This is a genomic window from Ruegeria sp. H9, assembly GCF_056532915.1.
In genome coordinates this window covers 205,899-232,483 of record NZ_JBQFNX010000005.1, presented here as the reverse complement: position 1 = coordinate 232,483, position 26,585 = coordinate 205,899, and the positions used below count along the sequence as shown (strand labels likewise).

The 26,585-nt window shown below is 57.9% G+C and carries 26 protein-coding genes and 1 tRNA gene; 5 read left to right on the top strand and 22 right to left on the bottom strand.

The window, feature by feature from the left end; all coding sequences use genetic code 11:
- The first annotated feature begins 31 nt into the window (after positions 1 to 31).
- On the top strand, positions 32 to 586 hold the full coding sequence (locus tag ACR0CZ_RS18800; protein WP_170398496.1) for a helix-turn-helix transcriptional regulator: 555 nt from the start codon (positions 32 to 34) through the stop codon (positions 584 to 586).
- A complete protein-coding gene (locus tag ACR0CZ_RS18795) occupies positions 583 to 1,101 on the top strand; it encodes a GNAT family N-acetyltransferase (RefSeq protein WP_170398494.1) in 519 nt (172 codons plus the stop codon). The genes ACR0CZ_RS18800 and ACR0CZ_RS18795 overlap by 4 nt, the downstream gene beginning before the upstream one ends.
- A 153-nt stretch (positions 1,102 to 1,254) precedes the next feature.
- Here the strand turns inward: ACR0CZ_RS18795 and ACR0CZ_RS18790 are convergent, their stop codons facing one another.
- The 8 genes from ACR0CZ_RS18790 to ACR0CZ_RS18755 all read right to left on the bottom strand — a co-directional run bounded on the left by ACR0CZ_RS18790 (position 1,255) and on the right by ACR0CZ_RS18755 (position 11,327).
- Complete coding sequence (locus ACR0CZ_RS18790; RefSeq protein WP_170398492.1) at positions 1,255 to 2,499, bottom strand: molybdopterin molybdotransferase MoeA; 1,245 nt, start codon at positions 2,497 to 2,499, stop codon at positions 1,255 to 1,257.
- On the bottom strand, positions 2,492 to 2,977 hold the full coding sequence (locus tag ACR0CZ_RS18785; protein ID WP_170398490.1) for a plastocyanin/azurin family copper-binding protein: 486 nt from the start codon (positions 2,975 to 2,977) through the stop codon (positions 2,492 to 2,494). Before ACR0CZ_RS18785 ends, ACR0CZ_RS18790 begins: the two co-directional genes overlap by 8 nt.
- Before the next feature lie 14 nt (positions 2,978 to 2,991).
- Positions 2,992 to 5,190 (bottom strand): HEAT repeat domain-containing protein, encoded by a 2,199-nt coding sequence (locus tag ACR0CZ_RS18780; RefSeq protein ID WP_480544673.1) that lies wholly within the window; start codon positions 5,188 to 5,190, stop codon positions 2,992 to 2,994.
- Between the two features lie 150 nt (positions 5,191 to 5,340).
- Positions 5,341 to 8,022 (bottom strand): arsenate reductase (azurin) large subunit, encoded by a 2,682-nt coding sequence (locus tag ACR0CZ_RS18775; protein WP_170466556.1) that lies wholly within the window; start codon positions 8,020 to 8,022, stop codon positions 5,341 to 5,343.
- A 13-nt stretch (positions 8,023 to 8,035) separates the two neighbouring features.
- Positions 8,036 to 8,605: an arsenate reductase (azurin) small subunit gene (locus ACR0CZ_RS18770; RefSeq protein ID WP_480537270.1), complete on the bottom strand. Its 570-nt coding sequence runs from the start codon at positions 8,603 to 8,605 to the stop codon at positions 8,036 to 8,038.
- 5 nt (positions 8,606 to 8,610) lie between these two features.
- On the bottom strand, positions 8,611 to 9,795 hold the full coding sequence (locus ACR0CZ_RS18765; RefSeq protein ID WP_480504086.1) for a cytochrome-c peroxidase: 1,185 nt from the start codon (positions 9,793 to 9,795) through the stop codon (positions 8,611 to 8,613).
- 11 nt (positions 9,796 to 9,806) lie between these two features.
- Positions 9,807 to 10,910: a cytochrome c peroxidase gene (locus ACR0CZ_RS18760; RefSeq protein ID WP_170398482.1), complete on the bottom strand. Its 1,104-nt coding sequence runs from the start codon at positions 10,908 to 10,910 to the stop codon at positions 9,807 to 9,809.
- A gap of 162 nt (positions 10,911 to 11,072) precedes the next feature.
- Positions 11,073 to 11,327: a BolA family protein gene (locus ACR0CZ_RS18755; protein WP_170398480.1), complete on the bottom strand. Its 255-nt coding sequence runs from the start codon at positions 11,325 to 11,327 to the stop codon at positions 11,073 to 11,075.
- Between the two features lie 107 nt (positions 11,328 to 11,434).
- Between ACR0CZ_RS18755 and ACR0CZ_RS18750 the strand changes: the two genes are divergently transcribed.
- Entirely contained in the window at positions 11,435 to 12,058 is a 624-nt protein-coding gene (locus tag ACR0CZ_RS18750) for a DnaJ domain-containing protein (protein WP_170398478.1), read from the top strand.
- A gap of 33 nt (positions 12,059 to 12,091) precedes the next feature.
- Here ACR0CZ_RS18750 and dld read toward each other — a convergent pair whose 3' ends face one another.
- The 3 genes from dld to ACR0CZ_RS18735 all read right to left on the bottom strand — a co-directional run bounded on the left by dld (position 12,092) and on the right by ACR0CZ_RS18735 (position 17,036).
- Entirely contained in the window at positions 12,092 to 13,774 is a 1,683-nt protein-coding gene (gene dld, locus ACR0CZ_RS18745; protein WP_170398477.1) for a D-lactate dehydrogenase, read from the bottom strand.
- Between the two features lie 14 nt (positions 13,775 to 13,788).
- On the bottom strand, positions 13,789 to 15,855 hold the full coding sequence (locus ACR0CZ_RS18740) for a TRAP transporter large permease subunit (protein WP_170398475.1): 2,067 nt from the start codon (positions 15,853 to 15,855) through the stop codon (positions 13,789 to 13,791).
- 128 nt (positions 15,856 to 15,983) lie between these two features.
- Positions 15,984 to 17,036 carry a TRAP transporter substrate-binding protein gene (locus ACR0CZ_RS18735; RefSeq protein ID WP_170398473.1) on the bottom strand — a complete coding sequence of 351 codons (1,053 nt, stop codon included), beginning with the start codon at positions 17,034 to 17,036 and terminating at the stop codon, positions 15,984 to 15,986.
- A gap of 330 nt (positions 17,037 to 17,366) precedes the next feature.
- On the opposite strand from ACR0CZ_RS18735, the gene ACR0CZ_RS18730 reads away from it, so the two are divergent.
- Positions 17,367 to 18,140 (top strand): FadR/GntR family transcriptional regulator, encoded by a 774-nt coding sequence (locus ACR0CZ_RS18730; RefSeq protein WP_480537269.1) that lies wholly within the window; start codon positions 17,367 to 17,369, stop codon positions 18,138 to 18,140.
- Between the two features lie 68 nt (positions 18,141 to 18,208).
- Here the strand turns inward: ACR0CZ_RS18730 and ACR0CZ_RS18725 are convergent, their stop codons facing one another.
- The 10 genes from ACR0CZ_RS18725 to ACR0CZ_RS18680 all read right to left on the bottom strand — a co-directional run bounded on the left by ACR0CZ_RS18725 (position 18,209) and on the right by ACR0CZ_RS18680 (position 24,907).
- A complete protein-coding gene (locus tag ACR0CZ_RS18725) occupies positions 18,209 to 18,958 on the bottom strand; it encodes a hypothetical protein (protein WP_170398468.1) in 750 nt (249 codons plus the stop codon).
- Positions 18,959 to 19,102: 144 nt separating this feature from the next.
- Entirely contained in the window at positions 19,103 to 19,696 is a 594-nt protein-coding gene (locus ACR0CZ_RS18720) for a GNAT family N-acetyltransferase (RefSeq protein WP_170398465.1), read from the bottom strand.
- Positions 19,689 to 20,087 (bottom strand): ketosteroid isomerase-related protein, encoded by a 399-nt coding sequence (locus ACR0CZ_RS18715; RefSeq protein ID WP_170398462.1) that lies wholly within the window; start codon positions 20,085 to 20,087, stop codon positions 19,689 to 19,691. The genes ACR0CZ_RS18720 and ACR0CZ_RS18715 overlap by 8 nt, the downstream gene beginning before the upstream one ends.
- 2 nt (positions 20,088 to 20,089) lie before the next feature.
- Positions 20,090 to 20,542: an arsenate-mycothiol transferase ArsC gene (locus tag ACR0CZ_RS18710; protein WP_170398460.1), complete on the bottom strand. Its 453-nt coding sequence runs from the start codon at positions 20,540 to 20,542 to the stop codon at positions 20,090 to 20,092.
- Positions 20,543 to 20,545: 3 nt separating this feature from the next.
- Positions 20,546 to 21,025, bottom strand: coding sequence for a UPF0262 family protein (locus ACR0CZ_RS18705; protein WP_170398457.1), 480 nt, complete (start codon positions 21,023 to 21,025; stop codon positions 20,546 to 20,548).
- 98 nt (positions 21,026 to 21,123) lie between these two features.
- Entirely contained in the window at positions 21,124 to 22,425 is a 1,302-nt protein-coding gene (gene hisD, locus ACR0CZ_RS18700; protein WP_170398454.1) for a histidinol dehydrogenase, read from the bottom strand.
- A 60-nt stretch (positions 22,426 to 22,485) separates the two neighbouring features.
- Complete coding sequence (locus ACR0CZ_RS18695) at positions 22,486 to 23,007, bottom strand: GNAT family N-acetyltransferase (RefSeq protein ID WP_170398452.1); 522 nt, start codon at positions 23,005 to 23,007, stop codon at positions 22,486 to 22,488.
- Positions 23,004 to 23,480: a DUF2948 family protein gene (locus ACR0CZ_RS18690; protein WP_170398450.1), complete on the bottom strand. Its 477-nt coding sequence runs from the start codon at positions 23,478 to 23,480 to the stop codon at positions 23,004 to 23,006. The genes ACR0CZ_RS18695 and ACR0CZ_RS18690 overlap by 4 nt, the downstream gene beginning before the upstream one ends.
- A complete protein-coding gene (gene murA, locus ACR0CZ_RS18685; protein ID WP_170398447.1) occupies positions 23,477 to 24,745 on the bottom strand; it encodes a UDP-N-acetylglucosamine 1-carboxyvinyltransferase in 1,269 nt (422 codons plus the stop codon). Before murA ends, ACR0CZ_RS18690 begins: the two co-directional genes overlap by 4 nt.
- 6 nt (positions 24,746 to 24,751) lie before the next feature.
- Complete coding sequence (locus ACR0CZ_RS18680) at positions 24,752 to 24,907, bottom strand: hypothetical protein (RefSeq protein ID WP_170398444.1); 156 nt, start codon at positions 24,905 to 24,907, stop codon at positions 24,752 to 24,754.
- 83 nt (positions 24,908 to 24,990) lie between these two features.
- Between ACR0CZ_RS18680 and ACR0CZ_RS18675 the strand changes: the two genes are divergently transcribed.
- Positions 24,991 to 25,065, top strand: a tRNA-Thr gene (locus ACR0CZ_RS18675).
- Between the two features lie 144 nt (positions 25,066 to 25,209).
- Here ACR0CZ_RS18675 and ACR0CZ_RS18670 read toward each other — a convergent pair.
- Positions 25,210 to 26,580: a DUF6161 domain-containing protein gene (locus ACR0CZ_RS18670; protein WP_480537268.1), complete on the bottom strand. Its 1,371-nt coding sequence runs from the start codon at positions 26,578 to 26,580 to the stop codon at positions 25,210 to 25,212.
- Positions 26,581 to 26,585: the final 5 nt, after the last annotated feature.

Genomic DNA, 26,585 nt, shown 5'->3' with positions numbered 1-26,585 from the left:
CATATTCGTAACTGATTCCCATATGTGAGCCATGCTCGACACACTATCAAACCGCCTCGCTAAGCGTCTGAACGAGCTGCGCCAGGGTCATGGCTGGTCGCTTGAGCAGCTGGCAGACCAAAGTGGGATCAGCCGGGCGACTCTGTCGCGAATGGAAAACGGTGATGTCAGCCCTACCGCTGAAACGCTTGGCTGTTTATGCGCGGCATACGGCCTGCCCATGTCACGACTGCTGATGATGGTCGAAGACAGTTTCGATCCCAAAGTACCTTTCGAGAAGCAGCCTGAATGGCATGACCCCGAAAGCGGGTTTACCCGCCGTTCGGTTTCACCACCGGCGACTGGCCTCAGTGGGGAAGTAATGGAAGGTCATTTGCCCCCAGGTACTGTCATCACCTACGATACTCCGCCCAAGCCGGGACAGGAGCACCACCTGATCCTACTTGATGGAGGGCTAACGTTGACAGTGGACGGGATTGCCCATGCGCTCAGCGGCGGCGACTGCCTTCGCTATCACCTGTCGGGGCCAACGCAGTTCGAAACCGGACCCAAACGCGGTGCGCGCTATCTGTTGGTGCTGATATGATTACGCGATTGCCACAGGAATATTTCGACGAAGCGCTTGAGGATCTGACCGATATCCTGCACCGCTGTGTCCATACCGGTGCCAGTATCGGGTTCATCCTTCCTTTTTCGCGGGACGATGCCCGCGCCTATTGGCGGGACAGGGTGCAGCCCGAACTCCGCGCGGAGACACTCGATCTGTTTGTCGCATATGGTGACGGACGCATTCTGGGCACGGTGCAACTGATCCCCGCCGCAATGCCAAACCAGCCACATCGCGCGGATGTGGCAAAGCTGCTGGTTCATCCGCAGGCTCGCCGTCGTGGTTTGGGTCGGTCGCTGATGGAGGCACTGCATGAACGTGCTCAGGAATTGAAACGCACGATGCTGGTGCTGGACACCCGTAGCAGCGATCCTTCACGCTTGCTGTATCAGTCGATGGGTTTTCAGATTGCCGGAGAGATCCCGAACTATTGCCGAAACCCGTTTGAGGATCGGCTGGAGCCGACCACTTACATGTTCAAGGACGTCACCTAGCTGCCCGTCGCGCGCACATTCGCGACAGAGCATTCGGCGATCCCCAAAGGTCCCGACATAGGTCGGCACCAAAGGCCTACAGCCGCGCGCCATCGACAGCAAAGGGCGCTCGTTGACCAAAGAATTTGATACCTCAAGCGCATCGGGATCCATCTAGAATCGAAGGAACTCCAGAGCTTCTCCGGCTGGCAGCTTCTCAGTTTCTGCCGGAATAATTACCAGACCATCGGCCTGTGCAAGAAGGGCAACGCGCCCGCTGTAAGACCCGGCCATCAGGCGCAATCGCGGTGCGCCATTCGGTGTACATCCGTCGATGCTTACCGGGCGGTACTCACGCCGCCCCGCGCGGCGTTGAAGAGGTTCTGCCAAAACCGCCTGCTCGGGGGTGCGTTCGTTCCGATGCAGACCGGCACGGCGTTCCATCATCCGCGCACCAATGATCTGCCACGTAACAAAGGCCGAAACCGGATTTCCTGGCAGGCCCACATAAAGCGCATCACCCTGACAACCGAACATGATCGGCTTGCCGGGTTTCATCGCCACTTTCATCACCTCGGTTTTGCCACCGATTTCACTGAACAGGCGCGGCATGTGGTCTTCGTCCCCGACCGAAACACCGCCCGTGGTGATGATCAGGTCCGAGCTATTACAGGCATCCCTCAAGACCTGCTTCAGCAGCACCGGATCATCTTCGACCGGGCCTCGGTCGGCTAGTTCGATCCAGGGTTTATCCAGCAAAGCCAACAGCATGTAGCGGTTCGAGTTGTAGATCTGTCCGGGGCCAAGCGCTTCACCCGGCTGGCGAAGCTCGCTACCGGTCGAGAAGATCGTGACCTTGAGCTTGCGAAAAACCTTCACCTCGCCATAACCAGCCGAGGCCAACGCGGCAGCCTCACGCGCGGAAATTTCACACCCGCGCCGCAGGATCGGGGCACCAGCTTTCAAATCCTCGCCCGCGCGACGGATATGCTGACCGGATTTTGGACGGCGGTTGAACCGGATGCGATCGGACTGAAACTCACAGTCTTCCTGCATTAATACCGCATCGAACTCGGACGGCACCGGCGCTCCTGTGAATATACGCAAGGCACTGCCATCCGGCGCATCGTGTGCGCCGCTATCGCCGGCGGCTATGCGCCCGCCAACTAGCAGTTCGAACACAGGCCCCTCGCCCAGATCGGCGCTGCGAACGGCATAGCCGTCCATGGCCGAGTTATCGAAGGCGGGCATGTCTACCTTGCTGTCGCAATTCTCGGCCAGTATCCGGCCAATAGCCTGCACCAGCGGTAGTGTTTCGGTATCCGTAATGGGGTTGGCCACGGACAAACCGCGCCTTAGGGCGTCATCTACGGTCAGGTACATATGAGCATGGTGGTCGCAGGCACATCCATCAGCCATTTTGGGCCTCAATATACGCAAAGAGCTCTTCGAAACCGACCCGCTCGGCCTCTCCAAGTTTAGGTAGATAGGCCTTGGCTTCTTCGAGATTCGAGCTTGGATCACCAACTACCAGCAGCATGACCATTCCGTGACGCCCATGAACGCGGCAACGGATGCCGTAGACTCCCTCTTTCTCGAAAGTCAGATCCAGTTCGGGTTTGCCCCGAATCTCGAAGACGCGCGCGCCCACGGGTATCATTCGAGGAATGGCAGTGACCGTGTGCCGCCCGGTCGAGCCTTTGAAACGCACAGTCGCCCCAGCGGGAACCTGCAGGAATTTGGGTTCGAACCGAAATGCATGCGCCGGAGTGTCGGCGTTCAGGTTGATGACCTGATGAACTACGGCAACCTCGGGGATCTCCTCGGCCAGTGCGACACTACCGAAAGCCATTGCCCCCGTTAGAATCGCCGCGCCTAGTTTCAGCGAAATCGCCATCTATCCCTCCGGTTTCAGACCGCCCGGTAGGGGTCTCCCAACAGGTCGGCCAAAGCGCTGATCAACACCGGCCACTGGGCGCGGCGATTCTCGTCGCGCAATCCGGCCAACAATTCGCGCCCAATGGACACCAAGGCAGGGGTGCTGTCATTGACATAGGTCACGATCCGTTGCTCAGGATTGGCCAGAAGGAAGGGTACGATGGCCGCACCTGCCTGATCCGGGGCCGTTTCAGACAAAAGCCGCATCGCCGCCTGCCGTACCGGGGCCGAGACATCGTCCAGCAAGCTGCGCGCCACATCGGCCGTCCCGTCCCAGCGGGTCAGAATCTGCATGGCGTCGATACGAAAGGCAGTATCTCCGGTTTTCAGCATTGCCCGCAATTTGCCCCGCAGCGCATCCTGCGGTGGCAGGTCAGCCTGTTGCAGCAGGTTCAGCGCTTGCAGAGACAGATTGGCATCGGTATGCGAAAGCCCCTGTGCGATCAGCTCGATCAAATGCGACTGGTTCAGTTCGGACCCGTTGCGCGCGACCGACAAGCCCAGTGCCGCCAGCGCCTGCGCGGCGATCTCGGTCTCGGGGTCCTGCGCGATCTGGGCCAGCATGATCTGCATATCTGTGATGTCGCCCAGCAGGCGGATGGCCGAAATGCGGGTCTCACGCTCCAAGGCTTCGGCATTGTCATCCAACGCCACGCGGCGGCGTTTGGGATGGCGGGTGGCCTTGACCAACAATGCCTGCTCGCGTGGCGTCAGGGGGTGCAGGTCATCATCCTCGGCCTCTTTCTTCATCTCTGCCGCGATAGCGTCATGGCCAAGGATCGCGCCGAGGCTGGAGGTAGGGCCGTTTTCACCACCGTCGGATACATCCAGCCCTGCCTCTTCCAGCGCGGCGATGTCGGTTTGCGGGGCCTCTTCCTCGTGCGCGTCTTCGACCACGCTCATCGGGGCGAGCGCGAATGACAGCAGCAATTCGCGGCCCTGCTGCTGGTTCACATGCGGGCGGTCGGTGTCAGTAACAATCATCGCCAGCGAGGCCACGGCCTTCAGCCGCACCGACCGGAAGGGCGCGCGGCAGGCGCGTTGCAGCCATTCTGCCGCCTCGCGCAGGGGCGAGGTCGCCAGCGCGTCGACGATGGCCCATTGGATACGCTCGGCCTTGAGGTCGTCCGCCTCGACCGAGAACAGCGCGTTCAGCCGATCTGCCACCAGTTGCGGGGCCAACGCCGCCAGCAGGCCCAGCGCCTGCGCCGAGACCTCAGGCTGTTGTCCGGTTGCGAGGAAATCCAGCACCTGCCAGCGCAGGTCGTCTTGATCAACGATAGGCTTGCTGCGGTCCAGCCGGTCGATCAGCGCCAGTTTCACCTTGGCGCCGGGGTCGCGCATCATGCGGTCCAGCAGTTCGGGTTCGGAAAGGCCGGACTGGTTCAGCGCTGCGATGCGGATATCCTCGACCGCATCTGTCAGGGCCTGTTCGACCAGCGCCGGGTCGTTCGGCATCAGCGCCTCATATGCGATCAGACGCACGGCCCCGTCCTTGTCGGTGGTGGCTTTGCGCAAGATGGCTTCGGCCTCGGGTCCTCCGATGGTGGCCAGCGTGCGCAGAGCGCGGTGACGCAGACGGCGGTTCGAGGATTGAGCGAACACACCCAAGGTCGGCACGGACGGCATACCGATCTGGCCCAGCGCTTCGCAGGCCACATCCCCCAGTTCTTGCCCGTCTTCGTCCATCAGGGCCATGACAATGGGTTCAATCGCAGCCGCATCGCCCATGCGACCTAACGCTTTGATCGCCGCGATCTGAGTATCCAGCCAGTCGTCCCATTCATCCTGATGCAGCTCGTCCTCGTCCCACGTGATATCCTCGCCGCGTCCAGTGACGAGGGTGCGCAAGTACGGCGTGGCGTCCTTGGCGTTCAGCTGTGCTAAGGCGGTGACGCAGGCCAGTTTCACCTCACCGCAGGGATCATGGATCAAGTTTTCCAGCAGTTGCGGCGCGGCCTCCGTTACGCCCAGCGCGCCCAGCGCTTGGGCTGCGTCTTGACGGACGTCCTCGTCATCATCCAGCAACGCCTCGACCAAGGCCGGGCTGTTGCTGGCTCCAATGGCGGTCAGGGCCTGAATAGCGCGCAGGCGGATCACGTCATAATCGGATTTTGCGTAGTCGGAGAACAGGCTGGTGGCCTCGTCACGCAGGGCGGTATCTGAATGCATGTTCATATCAGGTCTGCCATGTTTTGCGTTGGGACGGGTTGGGTGAATGTGGAAGACAGGTTTCCCAACCGAAGCCTGCCTTCCAGGTGGTCCCTTCTGCAGCGGGACCGGACCCGAGGGGCGGCATGGCGTCCGCCCCCCGGAAAAGCGTCAGGCGATGTCGCGCGGCGCGAAGGACATCGTGCGAAACGAGGTCTTGTAGGGGCTCGGTCCCAGCTTGCGGACCTTGGCAACGCCCATCTTGTAGTTGTAGTTGCCGCTGATCCAGTCGACGATCCGGCCCTCAAGCGCGTTGGCGGGCTGCTGCATGTGCAGGAAGTCCATGTAAACGACGCTTTTCTTTATGGCGGGCGTAACCATGGCCACGGCGGTGATCGCCGCTTTGGTCAGTTCGATATGCCCGTTCTCCATCAGTTTCGAGAACTGGAAGTCGTCGCCTTCCACACCGAGCAGCGTGTGCTTGTTACCCGGAACGCGCTCCGAATAGACCATCACATAGTCGCCGCTTTCGATGCCACGCTCAGCCGCATCGTCGGGGTGAATCTCGATCCAGTTCTCCGGCCAGCGTTGCACGATATACGGGCGGCGGCGGTCGTCGAAACCGGACTGCCAGCGTTCATTGATCCGACCGGATGTGGCCCACAACTCGCCTTCGTCCTTGTTGGGTTTCAGCCATTCCCAGTAATCCGAGAACAGGCCCCACGGCGATTTCTGGATGTTGCACTTGCCGGTCTGGCTGTTGAAGTGCGTCAGCTTCTTGTTGAATACATCCGCACCAGCCGCACCGGTATCAGGCAGCGTGCGGGTTGTGTCATGCAGACGCTTGGTTTCAATCAGCGTGACACCGTCGGCATCCAGCATGACCGGGCATTGCACACCATCGGTGCCGAATTCTCGGACCTTATGGTGCAGACCCTTGCCCTCTTTCTTTGCCAGACGGTAGACCGCGTGGAAGTCCTTGCGCGACCCGCGCGTAAAGCGCACGGCCTCTTCGGCAACCTCGTTCGAGTTCTGCCAGTCGAACCCGTCAAAGCCCATCCGCTGTGCCAGTTGCGCAATGATCCACCAGTCGGGCTTGGCCGCACCGGGCGCATCATAGAACTTCTGATACAGGCGCAGGCGGCGTTCGCCGTTGGCGCGCAGAAAGTCCTCTTCGCCCCAGGTCGCTGCAGGGAACACGATGTCGGCATAGCGGTTGCCGATCGGATCCTGCAGATAGATGTCCTGGTTGATGACCACCATACCGCCGCTGTCGGCGCGGGCCTTCAGCGTGTCGATCATTTCTTGCTTGTCGAAAGACGCAATCTGATGCGGGTTGCGGACGGTCAGTTCCTCGAACTTGTCAGCTAACTGTTGCGAACCACACATCGCCTGAATCCATGTGGTGCCGATCACATGGGCCATACGGGTATGACCTGCAATCAGATACCGGTCCGTATCCATGGCGCGGCGACGGCGACCCGGCAGTTTCTCGGGCGACTTGTTGCGCGGGTATTTCCCGCCCTTCACGCCGCCCCGCTGGTGACCACCGGCCCGGCCAATCACCTGACCCGGACGACCACCACAGCCGCAGATGATGCCCAGAGCCGAGATCGCCTGCGTGTTGCCGGTGTTGTTCGACCAGTAGAACCCTTTCTCGATCATGACCGAGGTCTTGGGCCGGGTGCCATCCGCCTTGGGCTTGGCAAGCCATTCGGCGGCAGTATAGATTTTCTGCACGTCGATCTCGGCCATGGCTGCAGCGGTTTCAGGCGCGAATTCGTCCTGCGACAGCAGCCATTCTTTCCAATCCTCAAAGCCTTTGGTCTGGAACTTGCCCCAGGTCGTGCGCCACTGCCATGGCGTGTTGCGCGTACCCTGACCGAAGCCCGACGAGCTTTCCCATTTGTTGTTGACCCATTTCTTGATCCAGTCGCTGTCTTCCCAGCCATTTTCCACGATGACGCGGGCGATGGCGTTGACGACCAGAAGGTCGGTGCCGGGCAGAACGTCGATATGCAGGCCACCCATCTTTTCAGCATGGGCCACACCGGCAGACCGGCGCGGAATCAGATAGATCTCTTTCTGACCGTTCTGCATCCCCTTCATCATCCACTGGGTATATAGGATAGTCTTGGTCTCATACGGGTCGGTGCCACAGACCAGAAGGGTTTCCGCATCCCGCCAGTCCTCGTACGAGGGACCAAAGTTGTCGAAACCCGCGTCCCGGAAACCGGGGGTCGAGGTCACGTCGGACGGCGTGTCGTGGAAGGTGAAATTTGCGGTGTTGATATGGCGCAGCGCGTATTTCGAGATCGCATAGGTGTTCTCGATATATTGATAGCTGAAAGTCTTCACACCATAGGCATTGGTGCCGAGTTTGGCGATCACGTGGTTGCCCACCTCAGCCGCAACATCCAGCGCCAGATCCCACGGAACCGGCATCAAGGTGCCATAGATCCGCATCAGCGGCGTCTTAAGGCGGTCGCGTGTTGGCGTCTGAGGGTTATAGCATTTCTGCGCGATACATCCGCCCCGCAAGGAACTGTCGCCGTCGGTGTTGACGTATTGCGTGTCCTTGTCAGGGATGATCACCACGTGGTGCGGCTGACCTTTGTGCAGTACGATATTGTGCTGGTTCGGCGCGACCCAGGCACCCAACGGTGCAACGGGGAAATCCTCGCCAAAGGCGTTCTCGTCCGCAGTTGGGCCCCCGGGTTTGGCCGTCACGGGCCAGCGGTAGACTTTGTAACCACAAGCCACGATGCAGTAGTCGCAGGCGGTCGAGATGACCTCGGCTCCTTTGGGCGGCAGCGGGACGTTGGTTTCGGGTACGTAATACGGGGTTGCCATGATTCCGCTTCCCTTATGCAATGAGGTTGTCGTAACGGCCGTAGATCAGGCCGAACATGCCAACGGCGTAGATATCGTCACCATCCAGTTCCAAAAGGACCTGTGGCAACGATTGGTAGGCCTGCCCCGAGACGAGGATGCCGTGCAGTGTCACGTCATAGGTGGACAGGTGCAACGGGCACGGGCCCAGCACCTTATGTTCAGGCTTGTAGCTGTCATACATCGACCCGCCCTGATGGGTGCAGGTGAGGTTGAAGGCCACAACATCCTTTTGCGGACCAATGCCGCCGCCGCTTTCCACACCGGTTTTCACAAGGATCGAGTCCGAATAGTCGCCCTCGTCCGGGTAGTAGAACTCGACCGGCACATCCTGTTCCAGTTCGGACAGTTTGCCGATCAGCTTGCGCGGATAGGTCGATACCAAAGCGGGCACCTGTTCCGCCTGGCCATGGCGGGTGGGCATGGTCACCATCACGGCAAAGGTGGTGGCACCCGAGGCGAACAGGAACTGGCGGCGGTTCACGGTGCAGGCCTTTTTGGCCTCGCCCGAACAGCTGCATCCGGTTGCGTTATGATCTTTCATGACGCTTACTCCTCTGCTGCCGCGGGAAGCGGCTGGTAATCCGGCAGATCAGGTTCTTCGACCAGAATCTCGTCACCGGACAGGGATTTCAGGAAGGCCACCAGATCCGCTTTTTCCTGATCATTCAGGCCAAGGGGTTGGATCAGCGGAGATTTATTGGCCGAGAACTCATTCTCGCCGCCGCCCTGGTTGTAGAACTCGACCACATCCACAAGCGTCTCCAACATGCCGTTATGCATGTAGGGTTCGGTATAAAGGGTGTAGCGCAGGCTTGGCGTGCGGAACTTCCCCTTGTCGGCCTTTTCCTTGGTACGGAAATAGAAGCCGGGGTCGTCCTTGGTGTGGCGGTACATTTCTTCGGTCGAGCCTTTGGCGTAAAGCTCATACCGGAAGGTCACTTGCGCCAGACCATCGTCCTGCCAACCGTCATAGGCGGGCACACCGGTGTTGTAGTATTTTTCATCCGACAGCAACGCACCGTTATGGCATTCGGAACATTGCGCCTTGCCGGTAAACAGTTCCAGCCCGCGTTTCTGTTCGTCGGTTAGCGCCGCATCATCCCCGCGCAGATAGTTGTCGAAGGGCGTGTCGGTCTGAACGATGGTCCGTTCAAACGCTGCGATGGCGCGCCATGCGTTGCTGATGCGCGGCCATTGATCGCCGAAGACATCGTTAAAGCGTTCGACATATTCGGGGACAAAGGCCAGACGGGCCTCCATCATGTCGGCCTCGCCGTTGCCGGCGACCGCACCGCCTGCGGCGGATTTGGCCTGGCTCTCAAGGCTTTTCGAGGAACCTGCCCAGAACAGCTTGCCGTAATAGGCCGAGTTCACGATGGTCTGGCTGTTGCGCCAGTGGGTCGTGCCCGGATAGCCGAACGAGATCGGTGCCTCGACGTCCCAGCCGACATCTGGCATGTGACAGGCCGAACAGGGCGTCGACGGATTCCCGCCAAGACGGGCATCAAAGAACAGCATCTTGCCCAGTTCGATCTTGGCGTCGGTTTGCGGGTTGTCCAGCGGGATCGGCGGCTCGCCCAGCGCCACCAGCGGCGAGTCTACATCGGGGTCTGCGCCGCCGATACCGGCCTCAATCTCCATACTGGTTTCCGCAATGGCCTGCGAACCAAGAACGGCAAACAGGGCAGCGGTGGCGATTGTGCCTGACAGGTAAGACTTAAGGTCTTTCATGGGTCCACTCCTCAGTTTGTCGCGTCTTGCCAGTTTTCGATCGGCGCATAGTCCGTATCGATATCCTCGGCGACGAAGTCGGGGCCGGTCAGCGGGTCGCCGGACAATGTCTTCAGGAAGGCCACCAGCTGCGCTTGCTCGGTCTCGTTCAGGTTCAGCGGCTTGATGCGCGGATCCTTGTTTTCATCGTCGCCGCCACCGGCGTTGTAGAAGGCCACCACGTCTTCGAGCGTCGCAATCGAGCCGTTATGCATATATGGCGCGGTATAGGTCAGCTCACGCAGCGTGGGGGTCATGAACGTGCCGAAGGTATCGGCGGTGTGAGTGCGGATATACGCACCGGGGTCGGCGCGCAGGTTCATGTAATTCTCGACGCCGAGGAACTTCATCATGGTCACAAAGGTGATGTGACGTTCCGGGGTCGCCCAGATATCGGGGTTGTCGCCCACGCCGATATTGTGCGGCAGATCATCCGTGAACCGCTCGCCCGAGTGGCAGGAATTGCAGCCGCTGGCATTGAACAGCTCATAACCCGCCTTGGCTTCTTCCGACATCTCGCCTGTATCGAACGGCGCGCCGCGCGAAATCAGCGTTTTCAGATATTCCGGGATGGCGTTACGGACCCCGCCGTTCGACGGCTCGCCAAATCCGGCGGCTTCGAACATCTCGACATAAACCGGATCTTGCTTGATGCGTTCCTGCATCAAACGCATATCCATGTTCATCGAATATGTCTCGGTGATGCTTTCGCGGGTCGCGTCGTTGAGGTTGGTGCCAATGCGCCCGTCATGGAACCACGCGGCGCGCTTGGCGCTGTTAATCAGCGTCGGCACGTTGCGGAAATGCAGGCTGCCTGCATAGGCATCCGATAGGGCCTGCCCGTCGGTAAAGCCGTTTTCCGGCTGGTGGCAGCTGGCGCAGGACAGTTCGGTGTCGCCAGACAGGCGCGGGTCAAAAAACAAACGTTTGCCAAGTGCCGCCTTGGCTTGGTCGAACTCAATGGCTTCTACCGGGCCCGGCTGTTCCGCCTGAGCATGGTGAACCGGGAACGCAACACCCACCGAAAGCAATGAAACTGTCGACAGTGCCGAGAACCACGTTCTGGCTTTGGTCATCATTTAAAAAGCCCTCATTATCCGCAAATCTGATCGCTCCGGTTAACCGGAGATCGACGAGGCGAATATTAGAGGGTCATGTATCGCGATGCCTTGATCGAGATTAAATCCGCAGAGAATTGGCGACGTGATCGTCGCTTATCTGAACCAAGGCCGCGACTGTCAGACGTCGATATCCAAAGCAAGCGCATGGATACGGGGGACTATATCCCCCAATGCCGTATGTACTGCGCGATGGCGAGCAACGCGGGATTGCCCCTCGAAAGCCGCAGAACGAATAAGGACGTTGAAATGACTCTCACCGCCCTCCTGATATCCAGCGTGACCACGATGGCTCTCGCTGTCGTCAACCACCTCCAGCTCACGCGGGTTAAATGCTGCCTGCAATCGTTCACGGATTTCGTCGGTCACGCTCATTTTTATGCTCAACGGCAAATAAATTGCCGTCCCCCTCTTCTACTTTCGGCTGCTTAGATTAAACTGCTGCCTCCGAGTCGAAAAGATGCCTTCGTGAGGTTGTGCAGATGGTAAAGTCAGATCCCTTCGGATTCGATATGTCCGTGTCGAGCGCTAAGAAAAAGAAGCCGCGCGGCCGTCGGGGTATGTCAGGTGCGTCCGAAACTTCGGTGCGAATCTGTGATCATGAGGGCTGTGAAGAACCCGGTAAGTTTCGCGCGCCCAAAGCTCCGGACGTGCTGGATGATTTTTTCTGGTTCTGCCAGCAACATGTGCGCGAATATAACCAGAAGTGGAATTTCTTCGACGGCACCACCGAGGCCGAACTGAACGCGCAGCGTTCGAAGGACAAAGTGTGGGAGCGTGAGACCAAACCGATGGGCGATCCCGAGGCCCGTGCCTGGGCACGTCTGGGGATCGAGGACCCGCATCAGGTTCTAGGCGAAAACGCCACCAAAAATCCCGGCCGCGCCAATTCCGGCGGTCGACGCCTGCCGCCGACTGAGCGCCGCGCGATTGAGATCCTCGAAGCGCAAGATAGCTGGTCGAAGGCAGAGATTCGCAAAGCCTACAAGAAGCTGATCAAGGTGCTGCACCCGGATATGAACGGTGGTGACCGATCTCAGGAAGAGCAGTTGCAAGAGGTCGTCTGGGCCTGGGATCAGATCAAGGACAGCCGCAGCTTCAAGTAGTATCCAACGGATACGGGTCAGCAGCGTTCCGTCTCACGAATAGTGCTTGTTGCGGGACATCTTTCCGATTCCCGGGTTCATACTGTTCGTGGGATCGATCGACTTGTAGAAAGCTGCCAGATCGGGTTTGGCTGCATAGAGATGGCCAACATTATGTTCCGCCGGGTATTCAGCGCCGCGTTTGTCCAGCAACTTTAGCATTGCGGCCTTCAACGCGTTCGGGTCTGCGCCTTTCTTGACGATGTAATCCTGATGCAGAACATGACACATGAAGTGGCCATAGTAGAGTTTGCCGACCAGTTGATCCGCGATCTCAACTGGCAAGTCTTCGAACCAGTCGACATCATTGCGGCGCAGCGCGATATCTAGGGCGATGATATCTTCCACTTCGGCTGCATGAACCTTCATATAACGAATGGCTGCACCTGCGGCAGCAAAACGATGTAGCCCGGCGATCTTTGCCTCACGCAGGTCGCATTCAAAGAAATCCAGCTTGTCTTCGGCAGTCATGTCATTGAGTAGATCGCGCGCTTCATCGATACCGCCATCGCGCATTTTGAGTATCAGGTGATGCGGATACCGATCCCGATAGGCCCGCATCCGGCGCGGCAAGATATCGGGCCAAAGTCGCATCGCGAACTGCATGAAACGATCGGTAAAATTGCCGAGAACCGGTATGCCTTCCAAACGCGCGTCCACCGCGCCCTTCAGCGCAAAGAAAGTGGGCAAACGATCGGTGCCCAACTTGTCAATCATCACCATGGTGTCTTTGCCATAGCGGTCAGAGATATCGAATACCTCCTCATGCATGTATTCAGCGCTGACCGGCAGGGTTTTGAAGTTGGACAGGATGCGACGGCGCAATTCCGTGAATGCCTCGGTGTCATGCGCCCCGACGTAGAAAGTACGCTCTGCTTCGTTCTTGGCATATGTATCCAGCCGAACCGCAAAAACCGCCAGTTTACCCGCGCAGCCCGCTGCTTCGTATAGACGCGACTTGTCAGCGTTAAAGCGTGCTGGCGTTTCAGCATCTACATTACGCACCCGACGGGCGTAATCGGTGTCAGAGGCTTTGCGATTGTCGGTCTCGATATCAGTTGCTGAGAAATCACCGTTCTGCAGCCGGGTCAGGATTTCTTCGGGCGTATCACCCAACTGCATGCCCAGATGATTGACCAACTCAAGCTCGCCGTCCTGAGTGATCCGCGCGTACAGTGACAGCTCGGTATAGGAGGGGCCGCGCTCGACCAGCGAACCGCCCGAGTTGTTGCACACCCCGCCAACGACTGAGGCACCGATGCACGAAGATCCGATCACCGAATGCGGCTGGCGGCCAATCGGGTCCAGCAGCTTTTCCAGCGCAAACAGTGTGCTGCCCGGAAAGCTGATGACCTGTTTGCCTTCATTGATCAGATGCAGATCGTCCATCCGCCGCGTGTTGATCAACACTACATCACGATCGTAGCTACCCTTGGGCGTAGACCCTTCGGTCAGGCCGGTATTGGCGGCTTGCATGATGACGATTTTGTCGGCGGCAACGCAGGCTTGAAGCACCTGCCATTGTTCCAGCAGCGTGGCGGGTTGAGCCACCGCGAGCGCGTCCCCTTCACCTGATCTGAACCCCCGGCGAAAGCGGCGGGTGCTGCGCGACGAAGTCAAAACGCGCCGCCGCCCACAAATGGCCTGAAGACGCTTGATCAGATCGGCATCGTTCATCCCGCTACCCTCCGTTAATACGCGACCGAGGGCAACCACGTGGCCAGTTGCGGCCACAAGAAGACAAAGAACAGGCCGGTCAGCTGCAGGATCACGAATGGGATAATCCCTTTGTAGATGTCAGTCAGCTTGATCTCGGGCGGGCAGACCCCTTTCAGATAGAAAAGCGCAAATCCAACCGGAGGTGTCAGGAAAGAGGTCTGCAACGTCACCGCCACAAGGATTACGAACCACACCAGCGCAGGTTCATCGATGACACCGAAGCCGTCGATATCCAGGCCCAGCCCGTTCACGATGGGGCGCATCAAGGGCAGAACGATGAGCGTGATCTCGATCCAGTCCAGCACGAAGCCCAGCAGGAAGACGATGAACAGGATCATGAAGACAGTGCCATTTGGGCCGAGCCCGGTACCGTGGATCATATCCTCGATCAGCGCGTCGCCGCCCAGTTCGCGCAAGACATAGGAGAACACCGTCGCACCAAGGAAGATCGCGAAGATATAGGCGGTGGTGTTGAACGTTGCTTTCAGCACATTCACCAGCTTGGCCAGCGTCAGCTTGCGATATCCCAGCGCCAGCAGAGTGGCTCCCAACGCGCCCACGCCCGAGGCTTCGGTCGGTGTGGTCAAACCCGCGAAGATCGAGCCCAGCACGGCGAGGATCAGGGCCAGCGTCGGCAAGACTGCAATCAGCACGTCCTTGACTGCGTTCCAGTCAGGACGGGTTGCGCCTTCGGGTACTGGGGCCACGTCGCGTTTGATCAGGGCGATGACAAAAATATAGGTCAGGTAGAGCGCGCCAATGATCACGCCGGGGAACACTGCAGCCATAAATAGGTCGCCGACCGATAGCGCCATCTGGTCCGCCATGATGACAAGCATGATCGACGGCGGGATGAGGATGCCCAGCGTGCCCGAAGCGCTGACCACACCGGCGGCCAATGAGGGGCTGTATTTCTGCTCCATCATCGACGGCAGCGAAAGCACGCCCAACAGAACCACAGACGCCCCAATGATCCCGGTCGAGGCGGCCAGAATGATGCCGATCATCGTTACCGTGATCGCCAGCCCGCCGCGCACCGTGCCGAACAGGCGCTGCATCGAGGACATCAAACGCTCGGCCACGCCGGATTCGTCCAGCATCAGGCCCATGAAGATGAACATTGGCAGCGCGACCAGAACCGCATTCGACATGGTGGCATAGACCCGGTTCACCACCGCGCCCAGCGTCAGATAGTCCAGACCGGTCAGCGTTTCCTCAAGCCCGGTCCAGTTCATCAGGCCGTTGTCGAACAGATAGGCCAGACCGCAATAGGCAACACCAACCCCGGCCAGCGTCCATGCCACCGGGAAGCCGGTGAAAAGCAGCGCGATGAAGGTCAAGAACATCGCGATGACCAGTTTTTCCTCGGTCGTTTCCACCAGGAAGGTCAGCGCGGTCGCCACCAGAGCAAAGCACACCAGCGCCCAGACGATCAGACGCAGGCCCTTGCCCTGCCGTTCCTCGTCGAGATTGACGAACAGGGCGTGCACATCGTGGATCAGCCGTGCCGCCGCAGCCAATGCCAGCAATACAAAACTGGCCGGGATCACACCTTTCAAAGCCCAACGCGCGGGCAGGCCGGTGGGGCTGTCCGAGGATTCGTTGACCCTCCAGCTTTCGTAGAAATAGTCATAGCCCTGATCGATCATCAGATAGATGAACGGCACGAGCAGGGTGAAAATTCCGATGATCTCGATGATCCGGCGCGCGCGCTGGCTGAGCTGCATGTGCAGCAAGTCCACCCGCACATGACTGTCAGTAACCAAGGCATACGAGATACCGACCATCGTCACCAGACCATAGAAATGCCACTGAATCTCATCCAGCTTGGGATAGTTCTGGTTCAGAAGATAGCGCATCGCCACCTGTGAAACGATGGCCCCAACCAGCAACAGGTTGGCCCACATGACCACATGACCTACCGCTTTGACACCGTTGTCGATCGCTACTGCCAGCTTTTGACGGTCGGGCTCACCATGCTCAAGGATACTTTCATAGACTTCAATCGGGTCGTCCTGATGACGCTGTGTCTCAGCCATGGTCTCCTCCTCAAGAGTTTGGCGGCGGGGTCGTTAATGCGCGCGGGTTGTTGGGGAAAATAAAGAAAATCAGAAGGATCCGAGGGCGGCGGAAGGAAGCCGCCCCCGGATAATCGCAAGTGGCAAATTTACTTGCGGGGGAGGAATGCGTTCTCTTTCCAGACCGCATAACCGTCACGGAATTCGTTCATGTCGGCCAGAACCTTGGCAAAGAATTCGTCGTTGGCGGCCTGTTCTGCGGCAACCTCTTCCCAGGTCGCGCGGAAGGTCGACAGCATCTCGTCGTTCCACTGCTTGATCTGAACACCATTGTTTTCAACGTTGTCCAGCAGCGCAGCGTGTTGGATCGCCTCACCTTCGGCAAAGCTGTCAGCCATCGAAGCCTTACAGGCATTTTCGATGATCGCTTTGTGCTGATCGCTGGCTTCGTTCCAGACGTCCTTGTTGATCATCAGTTCAAACACCGTCGCTTGCTGGTGCCAGCCGGGGAAGTAGTTGTACTTGACCAACTTGTGGAAGCCGAGACGCGCATCGATCGCAGGCATCGAGAATTCGGTCGCATCAATTGCGCCTTTTTCCAGTGCCGGGAAGATTTCGCCGCCGGGCAGCAGTGACGTCGCCACACCCAGCTTCTGCATCACTTCACCGCCCAGACCGAAAAAGCGCATCTTCAGGCCGTTCAGGTCTTCGGGGCTGTTGATCTCATTCGCGAACCAGCCCGAGGTTTCGGGGGCGATGATTGCGCAGGGAATGACATGGACGTTGAAACCGGCCTGATCATACATCTCCTGATACAAGCTCATGCCGTTGCCATAGTAGAGCCACGCCATGTATTCGCCCGCCTCAGGGCCAAACGGAACGGCCGAGAACAACGGTGCAGCCGGGATCTTACCCGCCCAGTAGCCGGCAGTGGTATAGCCCGAATTGATCTTGCCTGAGGACACCGCATCCAGAATTTCAAACGGCGGGACCAGCTTGCCCGGTTCGTAAACCTTCATCTTCAGCGTGCCGCCGGACATCAGGTCCAGCTGTTCGGCCACGCGCGGGATCGGCGAGCCGAGGCCCGGTAGAGCGGTTGAAAACGCGATTGGGGTCTTCAGCAGCATCTTATCCGCCGCATGGGCAACCGGGGCTGCCAGCAGCGAGGCCGCAACGGCAAGCGATGTCAGGGTGGTCTTCATGGGTTCTCCTCCAAGGTAAAGATCAGCCGGTGGTCTGGCTGTCACTCTCGCCGCGAGCACGGCTTAAGTGGTAAATATTGTTTACCTTGTAATTCAGTCAACGATTTTATTTACCAATTTGGCTACACCGCGGTGGTGTGGCTCTTAACCAAGATTGACCTTTCATAACCTAGAATTTTCGAATAATTTTGCGATACTCAATAAAAACAAATGCTTATACGCGCAGCGAGTATCCGTATTTTTGGGTAGTTTTTCTTGCAATGTCGAAAGCTAGTGGTAAATATTATAAACAACTTCGACGATCTTTAATCTAACTACCGGACAGGAATTATGAGCACGAACAGCCTCTTTGATCCCGTTGGTCACGAATCAATTGCCGATGCTGTCGTTGCACAAATCGAGACAATGATTGTTGATGGAATCCTGAAAGAGGGTCGCAAAATCCCGTCTGAACGGGAGCTTGCGGAAGCCCTAGGCGTTTCACGCCCCAAGCTGCGCGAAGCACTCCAAATCCTCGAAAATCGCGGCTTGGTGACCGTGCGACATGGCGAGGGCACCTTTATCGCCCCACTGACCGGTCGTGCCATGTCGCCCGCCCTTCTGTCTCTCTATGCCCGACACGGCAGTGCTTTCTACGATTATCTTGAATACCGGCGCGAGCAAGAGGCCTTTGCCAGCCGCCTCGCCGCACAGCGCGCTACACAATCCGACAAGGAACGGATTGCTGAAATCATCGATGAAATGCAGCGAGCCTGGAAGAATGATGATCAGGATGCCAGTGAAGAGGCTGATTTTCGACTGCACGCCGCCGTTGTCGATGCGAGCCAAAACACGACCCTTATCCACATGATGGCATCCATCTATGACCTCACGCGCCAAGGCGTGTTCTACAACCGCCGCTTCCTGCGCTCGATGGACGGCACGGGTGAAGCACTGCTTGATCAGCACAAGGCAATCGCGCAGGCCATCATCGACGGCGACCCGGACCGCGCAGAAACCGCTGCACGCACGCATATGGATTTCGTCGAGGATTCATTTCGCGTTGGACAAGAACAACATGCTCGTGAGATCCGCGCAGCAAAACGGCGGCAGTTTTCGGATTGAAGTCAAAAACAGAGGCGTATTTTTTTGTTCTACGGAAAAGTCCCCCGCACGACGTACAGAGCCTTGGCTTAACCTTTCTCGACCGGTTCTCGCCTCAGGCACTTTTCCAAGTCTTCTTCCAATGCACTAAGGTTTATGTCTCCAGCTCGCAGAGCGTCCACGTCATTGGCTCCTTGCCTCGTCAAACCAAGGTTTTTGAGCAACGTGTTCCAGTCCGGTACGTCCCGCTTCAATCCCGCGCGCAGCAAAACCTCAATTTTTCGAATGTACCAAAGGGTCAGAGAAGACACACGAATGTCAGGTGGAGTGTCCACGGGCACATGGGCGGCAATCGCAGCGCTTGCGCACGCCATTGACTCGGATGCCACGTAGAAAGCCTGCGCCGCGCTGTTAGGGTTTACGTACTTGACGCCTTCATTGATCAAAGCTCCACCGGCCAAGACCAAGGCCAGGTCTTTCCCTGAGATCGAGGCCGCACTTCCAAGCGCGGCACCGCCTGCTACAGTGATCAGTGCCGCCGCTGTCAGGTCCCGATTGCGCGCTGCTTCGTCGCCCAGCCTTTTGTAGGCATCTGAAAGTTGCAGCGCATAATACGACGTACGAATAGGACCGCGTTCAAGCAACAGGCTGGTGGACTGAAATGTTTTTGGTGCCGTTTCAAACGCACCCCCGATCCCTACAATGTGCTCGATAACGTCTCCCGATGTATTCGACAACACGGTTTGCTCGGCATTAAAGGCCCTGTTCTCGTAGGCGCAACCGGTGATCAAGGTCAGCGGCACCAAGGCCGGAATCAGGCGATTGAAAACGGACTTCATCAAATTTCCCCATGAAAACGCGCAATTGAATAAGTGAAACTATACAATCACAGGGTGTTTCAGGCAAATTCGGCCGCACATGTCATCGCCAACTCACAATGCCACAACCCGTTTCAAACACCCGGCGCGACGCGCATGGATGGCTTATAAATCCCGAATCCAGAATTGAAGCGGCTTTTGGGTTTCGCAATCGTCGCCTCGATCCTTCCACGAGAATAGCGCCACCACGCCAGGAAGCGGCGCATATCCCCGCGCGCGCCAGAAGGCATCCAACGGGCGGAAATGATCTGGTCGCATGGGGTGGTCGTCAGGGCGTACTACACTGCAGAAGGCGCTTTTGGTGAATCCCATCGCATGGGCGTGGGCTTCGCGCAGATCAAAGAACGTATGGCCTGCGCCCTGCCCGCGATACTCAGGCAGCAGAACCGATTCTGCGCAATAGAAGATATCGCCCAGCGACAGGCCCGAGCCTTCGAACGCGGCCGCGAAATCGTCGGCGTGATCCGTCAAGGGCGCACCCGTCGAAGCACCCACCAAAGTATCACCGTCGAACGCTCCGACAACGATGGCCCTGGCGCTATCGACGTAAGACTGCAGGTATTTCCGCTCATACTTCAGATCGCCATCATAGAGATATGGCCAGGCGTGAAATACGTCGATCCGCAGGCGCGCGACTTCATCCAACGCGTCGACCAATGTCGATCCGGTCATTGCGCGGACCTGCGAAATCTCAGCCATTCGAGACCTGTTTGGTCCAGTCCGCAAGGTTGTAAAACGTGGTCACGCGGGTGATCTTGCCGTCGTTAAGGTCAAAAAACGAACCCGCAGGCAAGCGGTAGGTCTGCCCATACGCTTCTGGCAGACCTTCATCAGTTTCCAGATAGGTTCCGTTGACGATGAACTCAGCCGCAGCACGGGTACCGCCTTCGGCCTCGAAGATCACGATATCCGTCAGGTTCTCGCGGTAACAGCGGTTCATATGCGCGCAGAAGGCGGCAAATTTCTCTTTGCCGACGCGAATCTGACCTTCGTTGACATGATGGGCCACGTCATCCGACAGGCAGGCCAGCATGCCATCTACATCACCGGCATTGAAGGCATCAAAATAAGTTTTCACGGTCGGGTTCATGGTCACTCCGTCGGTTCGCCCCAGCGGTCTTTCAGATGCGCGATGATCTGATCTCGGGTTTGTCGATAATGACGTAGCTTGTCCTCGCGGGTTTCACCTAGTCCGGTAGGGTCCATAATTGGCCAATAATCGACATCCAGGTGAAAAAACCGCGTCAGTTCCAGCGCCTTTCGCTGACTGGCGGGTGACAGGGCCACGATCAGATCAAATGAACTGAGGTCATCGCCCCATTGCTCCATTTCGTCAAAAGAACGCGAGCGGTGACGGGACAGCTCAACGCCAATCTCCTGACAGGCTGCGATGCAGAACCCATCGATCTCCAGATCGTTATGCACGCCAGCAGATTGCACATAGGTGCCGGTGCCGTAAAACTTCTTCATGATGCCTTCGGCCATGGGTGACCGAACCGAATTGTGGTCGCAACAGAACAGAATGGACTGCGGCAGAGGCGTCACCCGTTAGCCTCCAAAATGAAGGACGCAGATGAGCGTAAAGAGGCGGCGGGCAGTATCAGTATCAACCTCAGCTTTGCCTTCCAGCCTTTCCTGTAACACGCGGCTGCCTTCGTTGTGGATGCCGCGCCGAGCCATATCGATCGTTTCGATCTGGCTGGGCGGCAGTGTTTTCACCGCATCGAAATAGCTCTCGCAGATCTGAAAATAGTCTTTTACGACCTGCCGGAATGGACCAAGCGACAGATGAAACTCAGCCGCCTTCTCGCTGGCTTCGGTGGCGATATCGAAAACCAGTCGCTTATCACGGATTGATAGCTGCACATGGTAGGGCCCGTCGGGGATCATCCGATCGTCGCGCGCTGGCAGCGTGAACGAGTTATCTTCAAGCAAATCATATATGGCGACCTTCCGCTCCTGCTCGATCTCCGGTGTCGGCGGGGGCAGATTTCGGTCGTCCAGTTCGATATGCGAAATACGGGTCATCTTAACGGTCACAATCCTTACGTCTGCACAGACCTATAACAACGAATTTCAATGGGCAACGCACAGAAACGCCATGCGCGCCGGGTCTTTGCGTCACTTCAGTCATTCAGCCGGTTCAGGCGCGCTGAAACGGACAGGCCATGCGCTTCGAGGCTTTCGGATCGCGCAAGCGTTTCCGCCGCCGGGCCGATGGCGCGCAGGGCCTCGGGCGTCATCTGGCTGAGCGTGGTGCGTTTGAGGAAATCCATAACGCTGAGGCCGGACGAAAAGCGCGCCGAACGCGCGGTGGGCAGCACGTGATTGGGGCCGCCGACATAATCGCCAATGGCTTCGGGCGTGTACTGGCCAAGGAAAATGGCACCGGCATGGATCGTTTGCTGGCTTAACGCCACCGGGTCGGCCACGCAGAGTTCCAGATGTTCGGGCGCGATGCGGTTGGACAACGCGGCAGCCTCGTCCAGATCGCGCGCAGTGATTACGGCACCAAAGTCGCGCCAGCTGGCCCGGGCGATGGCGCGGCGTTGCAGGGTCTCAAGACGTTTTTCCACCGCTTGCGTCACGGCTTGACCAAATTCTGCGTCATCCGTGATCAAAATGGATTGGGCGCTTTCGTCATGCTCGGCCTGGCTGAGCAGGTCCAGCGCGATCCAGTCGGGGTCGTTGTCCTTGTCTGCAATGACCAGAATTTCCGAGGGGCCCGCGATCATGTCGATGCCGACTTTGCCGAATACACGGCGTTTCGCGGCGGCCACGAAGGCGTTGCCCGGGCCGGTGATCTTATCGACCGGCGCAATGGTTTCGGTGCCATAAGCCAGCGCGGCCACAGCTTGCGCGCCGCCGATGCGATAAATCTCATCCACGCCCGACAGTTGTGCCGCCAGCAGGACCAGCGGGTTTGCCTGACCCTCAGGTGTGGGGACGACAATGGCCAACCGGTCTACGCCCGCCACCTTCGCAGGTATTGCGTTCATCAAAACCGACGACGGGTATGAAGCCAATCCGCCCGGCACATAAAGCCCCGCAGCCGACACCGCCGACCAGCGCCAGCCGAGTGTTGCGCCTGCCTCATCGGTCCACTGATGATCCTCGGGCATCTGCTTTTCGTGATATGCACGAATGCGTTCTGCTGCCAGTTCCAACGCGGCGCGGTCCTGGGGCGTGACCTGCGCGACGGCCTCGGCGATCTCATTGGATGAAAAGGCCATGGTCTCGGGCGTCAGCTCCAGCCGGTCGAATTTCGCGGTAAGTTCGATCACCGAAGCATCACCACGGGTCCGCACATCATCGATGATCTGCGCCACGACCGCATCCACATCGGGGCTGTCCTCGCGCTTGGCGGACAACAGCGCCTGAAATGCAGGTTCGAAATCGGCGGAGGTCGTATCGAGGAAAGCGGGCATGTGAGAGACTCCGGAAGCGTTTCAACGGGTCTTATCGCCCGGGCCGGGTGGCCTCAACCCTTAGGCCGCTGGGTGCAGCGATTTGCGCATCGGGAATTGGGGGATGCCGTGCCATTCCGTCGGGTCGCCGACATCATGCCAGCCGTGCGCCAGATAGAACGAATGTGCCGTTTTGGTCGCGTGCAGATGCGCCTCAGAGGCGCCACGTGCTTGCAGTTCCTCTTCCAACCGGTGCAGCAGCGCTGCTCCGAGCCCGCGCCCTGCGTGATCGGGATCGACATAGAGCAGAGATATCTCACCCTCGCCACTTAAACCGCCCACTGCAGTAACCACTCCCACTTGCGTAGCGACCCAAAGGATTGCTCCACTATCGATCCAGTTTCGGACCGAAGCCGGATCCTTATTGGCAGACCAGCGGGAAAGGTTTTCGGGATTATCCAGATGATCCGCCCGACAGAGGTCACGGATCGATCGGATCAGAACACGGCTGATGTCGAATACATCAAACACGGTTGCCCGCCGCACCGCGATGCCGCGTGGCGGATTCGGGAAGGCCTGAGCGATGCCACGTTTATTCTTCACTCGGGGTGATGGGGCGCTTGTCCAGAAGGCGCCTTGTAGGGACGCGTCACATCCTTGAGCGTTGCATCGATGGCCTCAACCGACAGGCGGATCGCGCCGTCGCCTGCCAAGGTCAACAGGATTTGCCCCGCACCATCCTCGCTTGGCTCGAATTCGACCGAGAGCAGTGACAGGATCATGTCCTTGTCGCTGCGGTCGATGCCCTGACTGGCTACCGACAGAACCGAGCCGAACATCAAAACGGCCTGCACCCGCTCGTAGGCGCGACCGCGCCGGGCAGCGGCATCCTTGTCTTCCCAGCGAAAGCGATTGAGCAACAGCGCAAAGCGGCGCTGGCCGGGTTGCCATGTCATCTCGGTCACCGGGAAAACCGCATCCTGCGTCAGGGTCGCAATCACCCGCAGGTCATCGGCATCCTCGGCTCCAAGGTTCAGCGGTGCCTCGCGGCCATCTTTGAAACTTGCGTCTGTCATTGACCCTTAATCCGTTCGATCTTTGCGCCCACGCCTTCCAGCTTGCGCACCACATGTTCATATCCGCGGTCCAGATGATAGACCCGGCTGACAACCGTCTCACCTTCCGCCGCCATTCCGGCAAGGATCAGCGAGACTGAGGCCCTCAGGTCTGTCGCCATCACCGGAGCACCTTTCAATCGTTCGACCCCGGTTACGGTGGCCGTGCCGCCATGTACCTCGATATTCGCGCCCATGCGCACCAGTTCGGGCGCATGCATAAAGCGATTCTCGAAAATACGCTCTTCAAGCACGGACACACCTTCGGCAGTGCACATCAGGGCCATCATCTGAGCCTGCAGATCGGTCGGGAAGCCGGGGAAGGGTTCGGTGACCACATCGACCGAGGTCACACGCCCGTTCTTACGAGAAACTTTCAGCCCCTTGTCGGTTTCAGAAACACTGATCCCCGCCGCATCCAGCTTGGCGGCGAAGGATTCGACCAGCGACATGCGTCCGCCCAGCAGCTCAACCTCGCCCCCGCAGATCGCCGGGGCCAGCATATAAGTGCCCAGCTCAATCCGGTCGGTCACCACCTGATGGGTCGCGCCGTGCAGACGATCGACACCCTGAATTTCGATGGTCGAGGTCCCCTCACCCGAAATCTGAGCGCCCATCTTGCGCAAGCATTCGACCAGATCGACAATCTCGGGCTCGCGCGCGGCGTTTTTCAGCACCGTGGTGCCCTTGGCCAGCGTGGCGGCCATGACGATGTTCTCGGTCGCGCCAACCGAGGCAAAGCGCATCTCATGCACAGCACCTTTCAGCCCGCCCGACGCCTTCGCGTGCAAATAGCCATCTTTAAGCTCGATCTCGGCGCCCAGCGCCTCAAGCCCTTCGACATGCAAATCCATCGGGCGCGCGCCAATTGCACATCCACCAGGTAGCGACACCACGGCCTGCCCCAGCCGCGCCAGCATCGGCCCCAACACCAGGTTCGAAGCGCGCATTTTTCGCACGATGTCATAATCCGCCGTGTGGCTGTTCAGGTCATGGCTGGACATCGCAATGACCTGACCATCCTGCAGCGAAGACACCTCGGCCCCCAGCGACCGCAGCAGCGCCGTCATGGTCTTGATGTCACTCAAACGCGGCGCATTGGTCAACGTCAGCGGTTCTTCGCTGAGCAAGGTCGCGGGCATCAGCGTCAGACATGCATTCTTGGCCCCCGCAATGGGAATCTGCCCGTTCAGCGGGCCATTGCCCGTTACCAGAATCGAATCCATTTGCTCTTATCCCTCGTCCTTGCCGGCTTTGTCCCCGGAGGTGGCTCGCGCCTTGGCCTGAGCCTTTCGTCGCGCCATATTCGCTTTTAGCGCCGCCTTTAGACGGTCTTCGCGCGTTTCCTCGGACTTGCCGTGTTTTTTAGGTGAATTTTTGTCTGCCATTGCCTTTCTCTACAGGAGTAGAAAAAAACCGTCCAGACACCCTTGCGCCGCGTTTCGTTTGAGTCTAATCACCCGCCCACAGCGCTGCTGTAGCTCAGAGGTAGAGCACTCCCTTGGTAAGGGAGAGGTCGAGAGTTCAATTCTCTCCAGCAGCACCATATTTACCAATTTAAACCAATACTTTAGACCTAATCAGCCTACGGATTGGATATAGTTTGATTTCGCTGGGCAGCACCCGGGCAGCACGTAACGTTCAGTTAAGCACAGTGACTAAATCCGGCGATTCCTATCTCAACAAACCCTCATTGACCTCTACTGAGCTGCTTTGCCAAAACCGCTGCGGCCGACAAATCGACAGAGCTATCGTCATCTTTAATTATACCATCTTGAGTAGGTCTAAATAGAGCGGCCAGTACAATTGCTTCATTGTCGGTTCCAACTGCTTTACCTTCTGTCATCGCCATATATGCCTCTGAGAATGCTCGCTTCTCATCAGCATCGAGTGAAAGGTGCCGCTCGCTCAAGTATATTCGATATTGAAGACGTATTACCCACAGAACCAACGACATCACGAGAAGCAGGCCTGCCACAGTAAGCGGTCCTTTGGCTGAGAACTCACGGGTGCAGTCTGCAGGATCATTGGAACCACACACCACTGTCACGAAGCTCTGAGAAATGTAGTCGCCATACGCCCAGGGTACTAACCCGGCAACTAAGACAGCAAAAAACGTAACACCACAGAAGGCAAATAGTGATCGCCGGGCGTTCTTGGCGTGTTCTTGGGCGCGCCCTTCCCACAGCTTCACAGGAGCTCTGAGCCTGAGTTGCGAATAAAAAAGCTCCTTCAAGTTATTAAACTCATTTTCATAGGTGCTTTGTTGCTGCTTGTTTGTATGACTGGTTAATGACAAGAGTTCTTTAAATTTTTGAAACGCTTCATCCCGATCTAATTCAAAATCTGAGAGTTGATCTGTGAACTGACGCCTGTTCCGGCGCTCTCGTCTTAAGAAAATACCTTCAATCCTTTTGGCGCGAGCAGAAATGTCCTCTCGACAGCTTTGCAAATCCCGTTCGTGATCTGCATTGAGCTTTTTCGCGGCCTCTACTTCCTCGCGAAGGCTTTCGCTATGGTTTTCCGCACGACGCATGGCGCCAGCTATGCGTTTTGAGGTTTCATTTCGGAACGGAAGAGCTTCCGAAGCCAAAGCTGCAGTTAACAATTTTTGACCATACTCGATCTTGCCGTCGACAACCGCGTTTTTGCGAGAAGATATTACCTTCCGTTTGGCTACGAACCAAAGATAGACGCTTACGGCCTCATTGATACGATTATTGTTGGTTAAGCCTAAAATTAATTGACCTGCCAATGAGGCCGACGAAGGAGGAATCGCGATCGGGTTGACACTGTTTGACGATTGTACACGAGCAAACTGTTCAGGATCATCAATTGCGTCGGTCAATCGCTCGAAAGACGACACGAGTTGTTCACCCGAAACGGCGCCTCCCCTAAGTCTAGGTAGAGATTTTAGGTCCTCTTGCTCGCCAAGGAGTTTGAGAAAGTCTGCATATATTTCGGCCTCAGACTCAAGAAATCGGCGGGCGGCAGGCAGCGATGAAAACACCGCATCCGGTTCGTTGTCAGGATAAAGGACTGAGTATTTTAGTTTGGTCATAAGCT

Excerpts from the sequence above, each read along its gene's own strand:
- ACR0CZ_RS18740 (WP_170398475.1), bottom strand. The coding sequence starts at position 15,855 with ATGGCTGAGACACAGCGTCATCAGGACGACCCGATTGAAGTCTATGAA.
- ACR0CZ_RS18705 (WP_170398457.1), bottom strand. The coding sequence starts at position 21,025 with ATGACCCGTATTTCGCATATCGAACTGGACGACCGAAATCTGCCCCCG.
- ACR0CZ_RS18735 (WP_170398473.1), bottom strand. The coding sequence starts at position 17,036 with ATGAAGACCACCCTGACATCGCTTGCCGTTGCGGCCTCGCTGCTGGCA.
- ACR0CZ_RS18715 (WP_170398462.1), bottom strand. The coding sequence starts at position 20,087 with ATGAACCCGACCGTGAAAACTTATTTTGATGCCTTCAATGCCGGTGAT.
- hisD (WP_170398454.1), bottom strand. The coding sequence starts at position 22,425 with ATGCCCGCTTTCCTCGATACGACCTCCGCCGATTTCGAACCTGCATTT.
- ACR0CZ_RS18670 (WP_480537268.1), bottom strand. The coding sequence starts at position 26,580 with ATGACCAAACTAAAATACTCAGTCCTTTATCCTGACAACGAACCGGAT.
- ACR0CZ_RS18770 (WP_480537270.1), bottom strand. The coding sequence starts at position 8,605 with ATGAAAGATCATAACGCAACCGGATGCAGCTGTTCGGGCGAGGCCAAA.
- ACR0CZ_RS18680 (WP_170398444.1), bottom strand. The coding sequence starts at position 24,907 with ATGGCAGACAAAAATTCACCTAAAAAACACGGCAAGTCCGAGGAAACG.
- ACR0CZ_RS18790 (WP_170398492.1), bottom strand. The coding sequence starts at position 2,499 with ATGGCTGATGGATGTGCCTGCGACCACCATGCTCATATGTACCTGACC.
- ACR0CZ_RS18785 (WP_170398490.1), bottom strand. The coding sequence starts at position 2,977 with ATGGCGATTTCGCTGAAACTAGGCGCGGCGATTCTAACGGGGGCAATG.
- ACR0CZ_RS18720 (WP_170398465.1), bottom strand. The coding sequence starts at position 19,696 with ATGGCTGAGATTTCGCAGGTCCGCGCAATGACCGGATCGACATTGGTC.
- ACR0CZ_RS18795 (WP_170398494.1), top strand. The coding sequence starts at position 583 with ATGATTACGCGATTGCCACAGGAATATTTCGACGAAGCGCTTGAGGAT.
- ACR0CZ_RS18780 (WP_480544673.1), bottom strand. The coding sequence starts at position 5,190 with ATGCATTCAGATACCGCCCTGCGTGACGAGGCCACCAGCCTGTTCTCC.
- ACR0CZ_RS18750 (WP_170398478.1), top strand. The coding sequence starts at position 11,435 with ATGGTAAAGTCAGATCCCTTCGGATTCGATATGTCCGTGTCGAGCGCT.
- dld (WP_170398477.1), bottom strand. The coding sequence starts at position 13,774 with ATGAACGATGCCGATCTGATCAAGCGTCTTCAGGCCATTTGTGGGCGG.
- murA (WP_170398447.1), bottom strand. The coding sequence starts at position 24,745 with ATGGATTCGATTCTGGTAACGGGCAATGGCCCGCTGAACGGGCAGATT.
- ACR0CZ_RS18730 (WP_480537269.1), top strand. The coding sequence starts at position 17,367 with ATGAGCACGAACAGCCTCTTTGATCCCGTTGGTCACGAATCAATTGCC.
- ACR0CZ_RS18775 (WP_170466556.1), bottom strand. The coding sequence starts at position 8,022 with ATGGCAACCCCGTATTACGTACCCGAAACCAACGTCCCGCTGCCGCCC.
- ACR0CZ_RS18725 (WP_170398468.1), bottom strand. The coding sequence starts at position 18,958 with ATGAAGTCCGTTTTCAATCGCCTGATTCCGGCCTTGGTGCCGCTGACC.
- ACR0CZ_RS18690 (WP_170398450.1), bottom strand. The coding sequence starts at position 23,480 with ATGACAGACGCAAGTTTCAAAGATGGCCGCGAGGCACCGCTGAACCTT.
- ACR0CZ_RS18765 (WP_480504086.1), bottom strand. The coding sequence starts at position 9,795 with ATGAAAGACCTTAAGTCTTACCTGTCAGGCACAATCGCCACCGCTGCC.
- ACR0CZ_RS18800 (WP_170398496.1), top strand. The coding sequence starts at position 32 with ATGCTCGACACACTATCAAACCGCCTCGCTAAGCGTCTGAACGAGCTG.
- ACR0CZ_RS18755 (WP_170398480.1), bottom strand. The coding sequence starts at position 11,327 with ATGAGCGTGACCGACGAAATCCGTGAACGATTGCAGGCAGCATTTAAC.
- ACR0CZ_RS18760 (WP_170398482.1), bottom strand. The coding sequence starts at position 10,910 with ATGACCAAAGCCAGAACGTGGTTCTCGGCACTGTCGACAGTTTCATTG.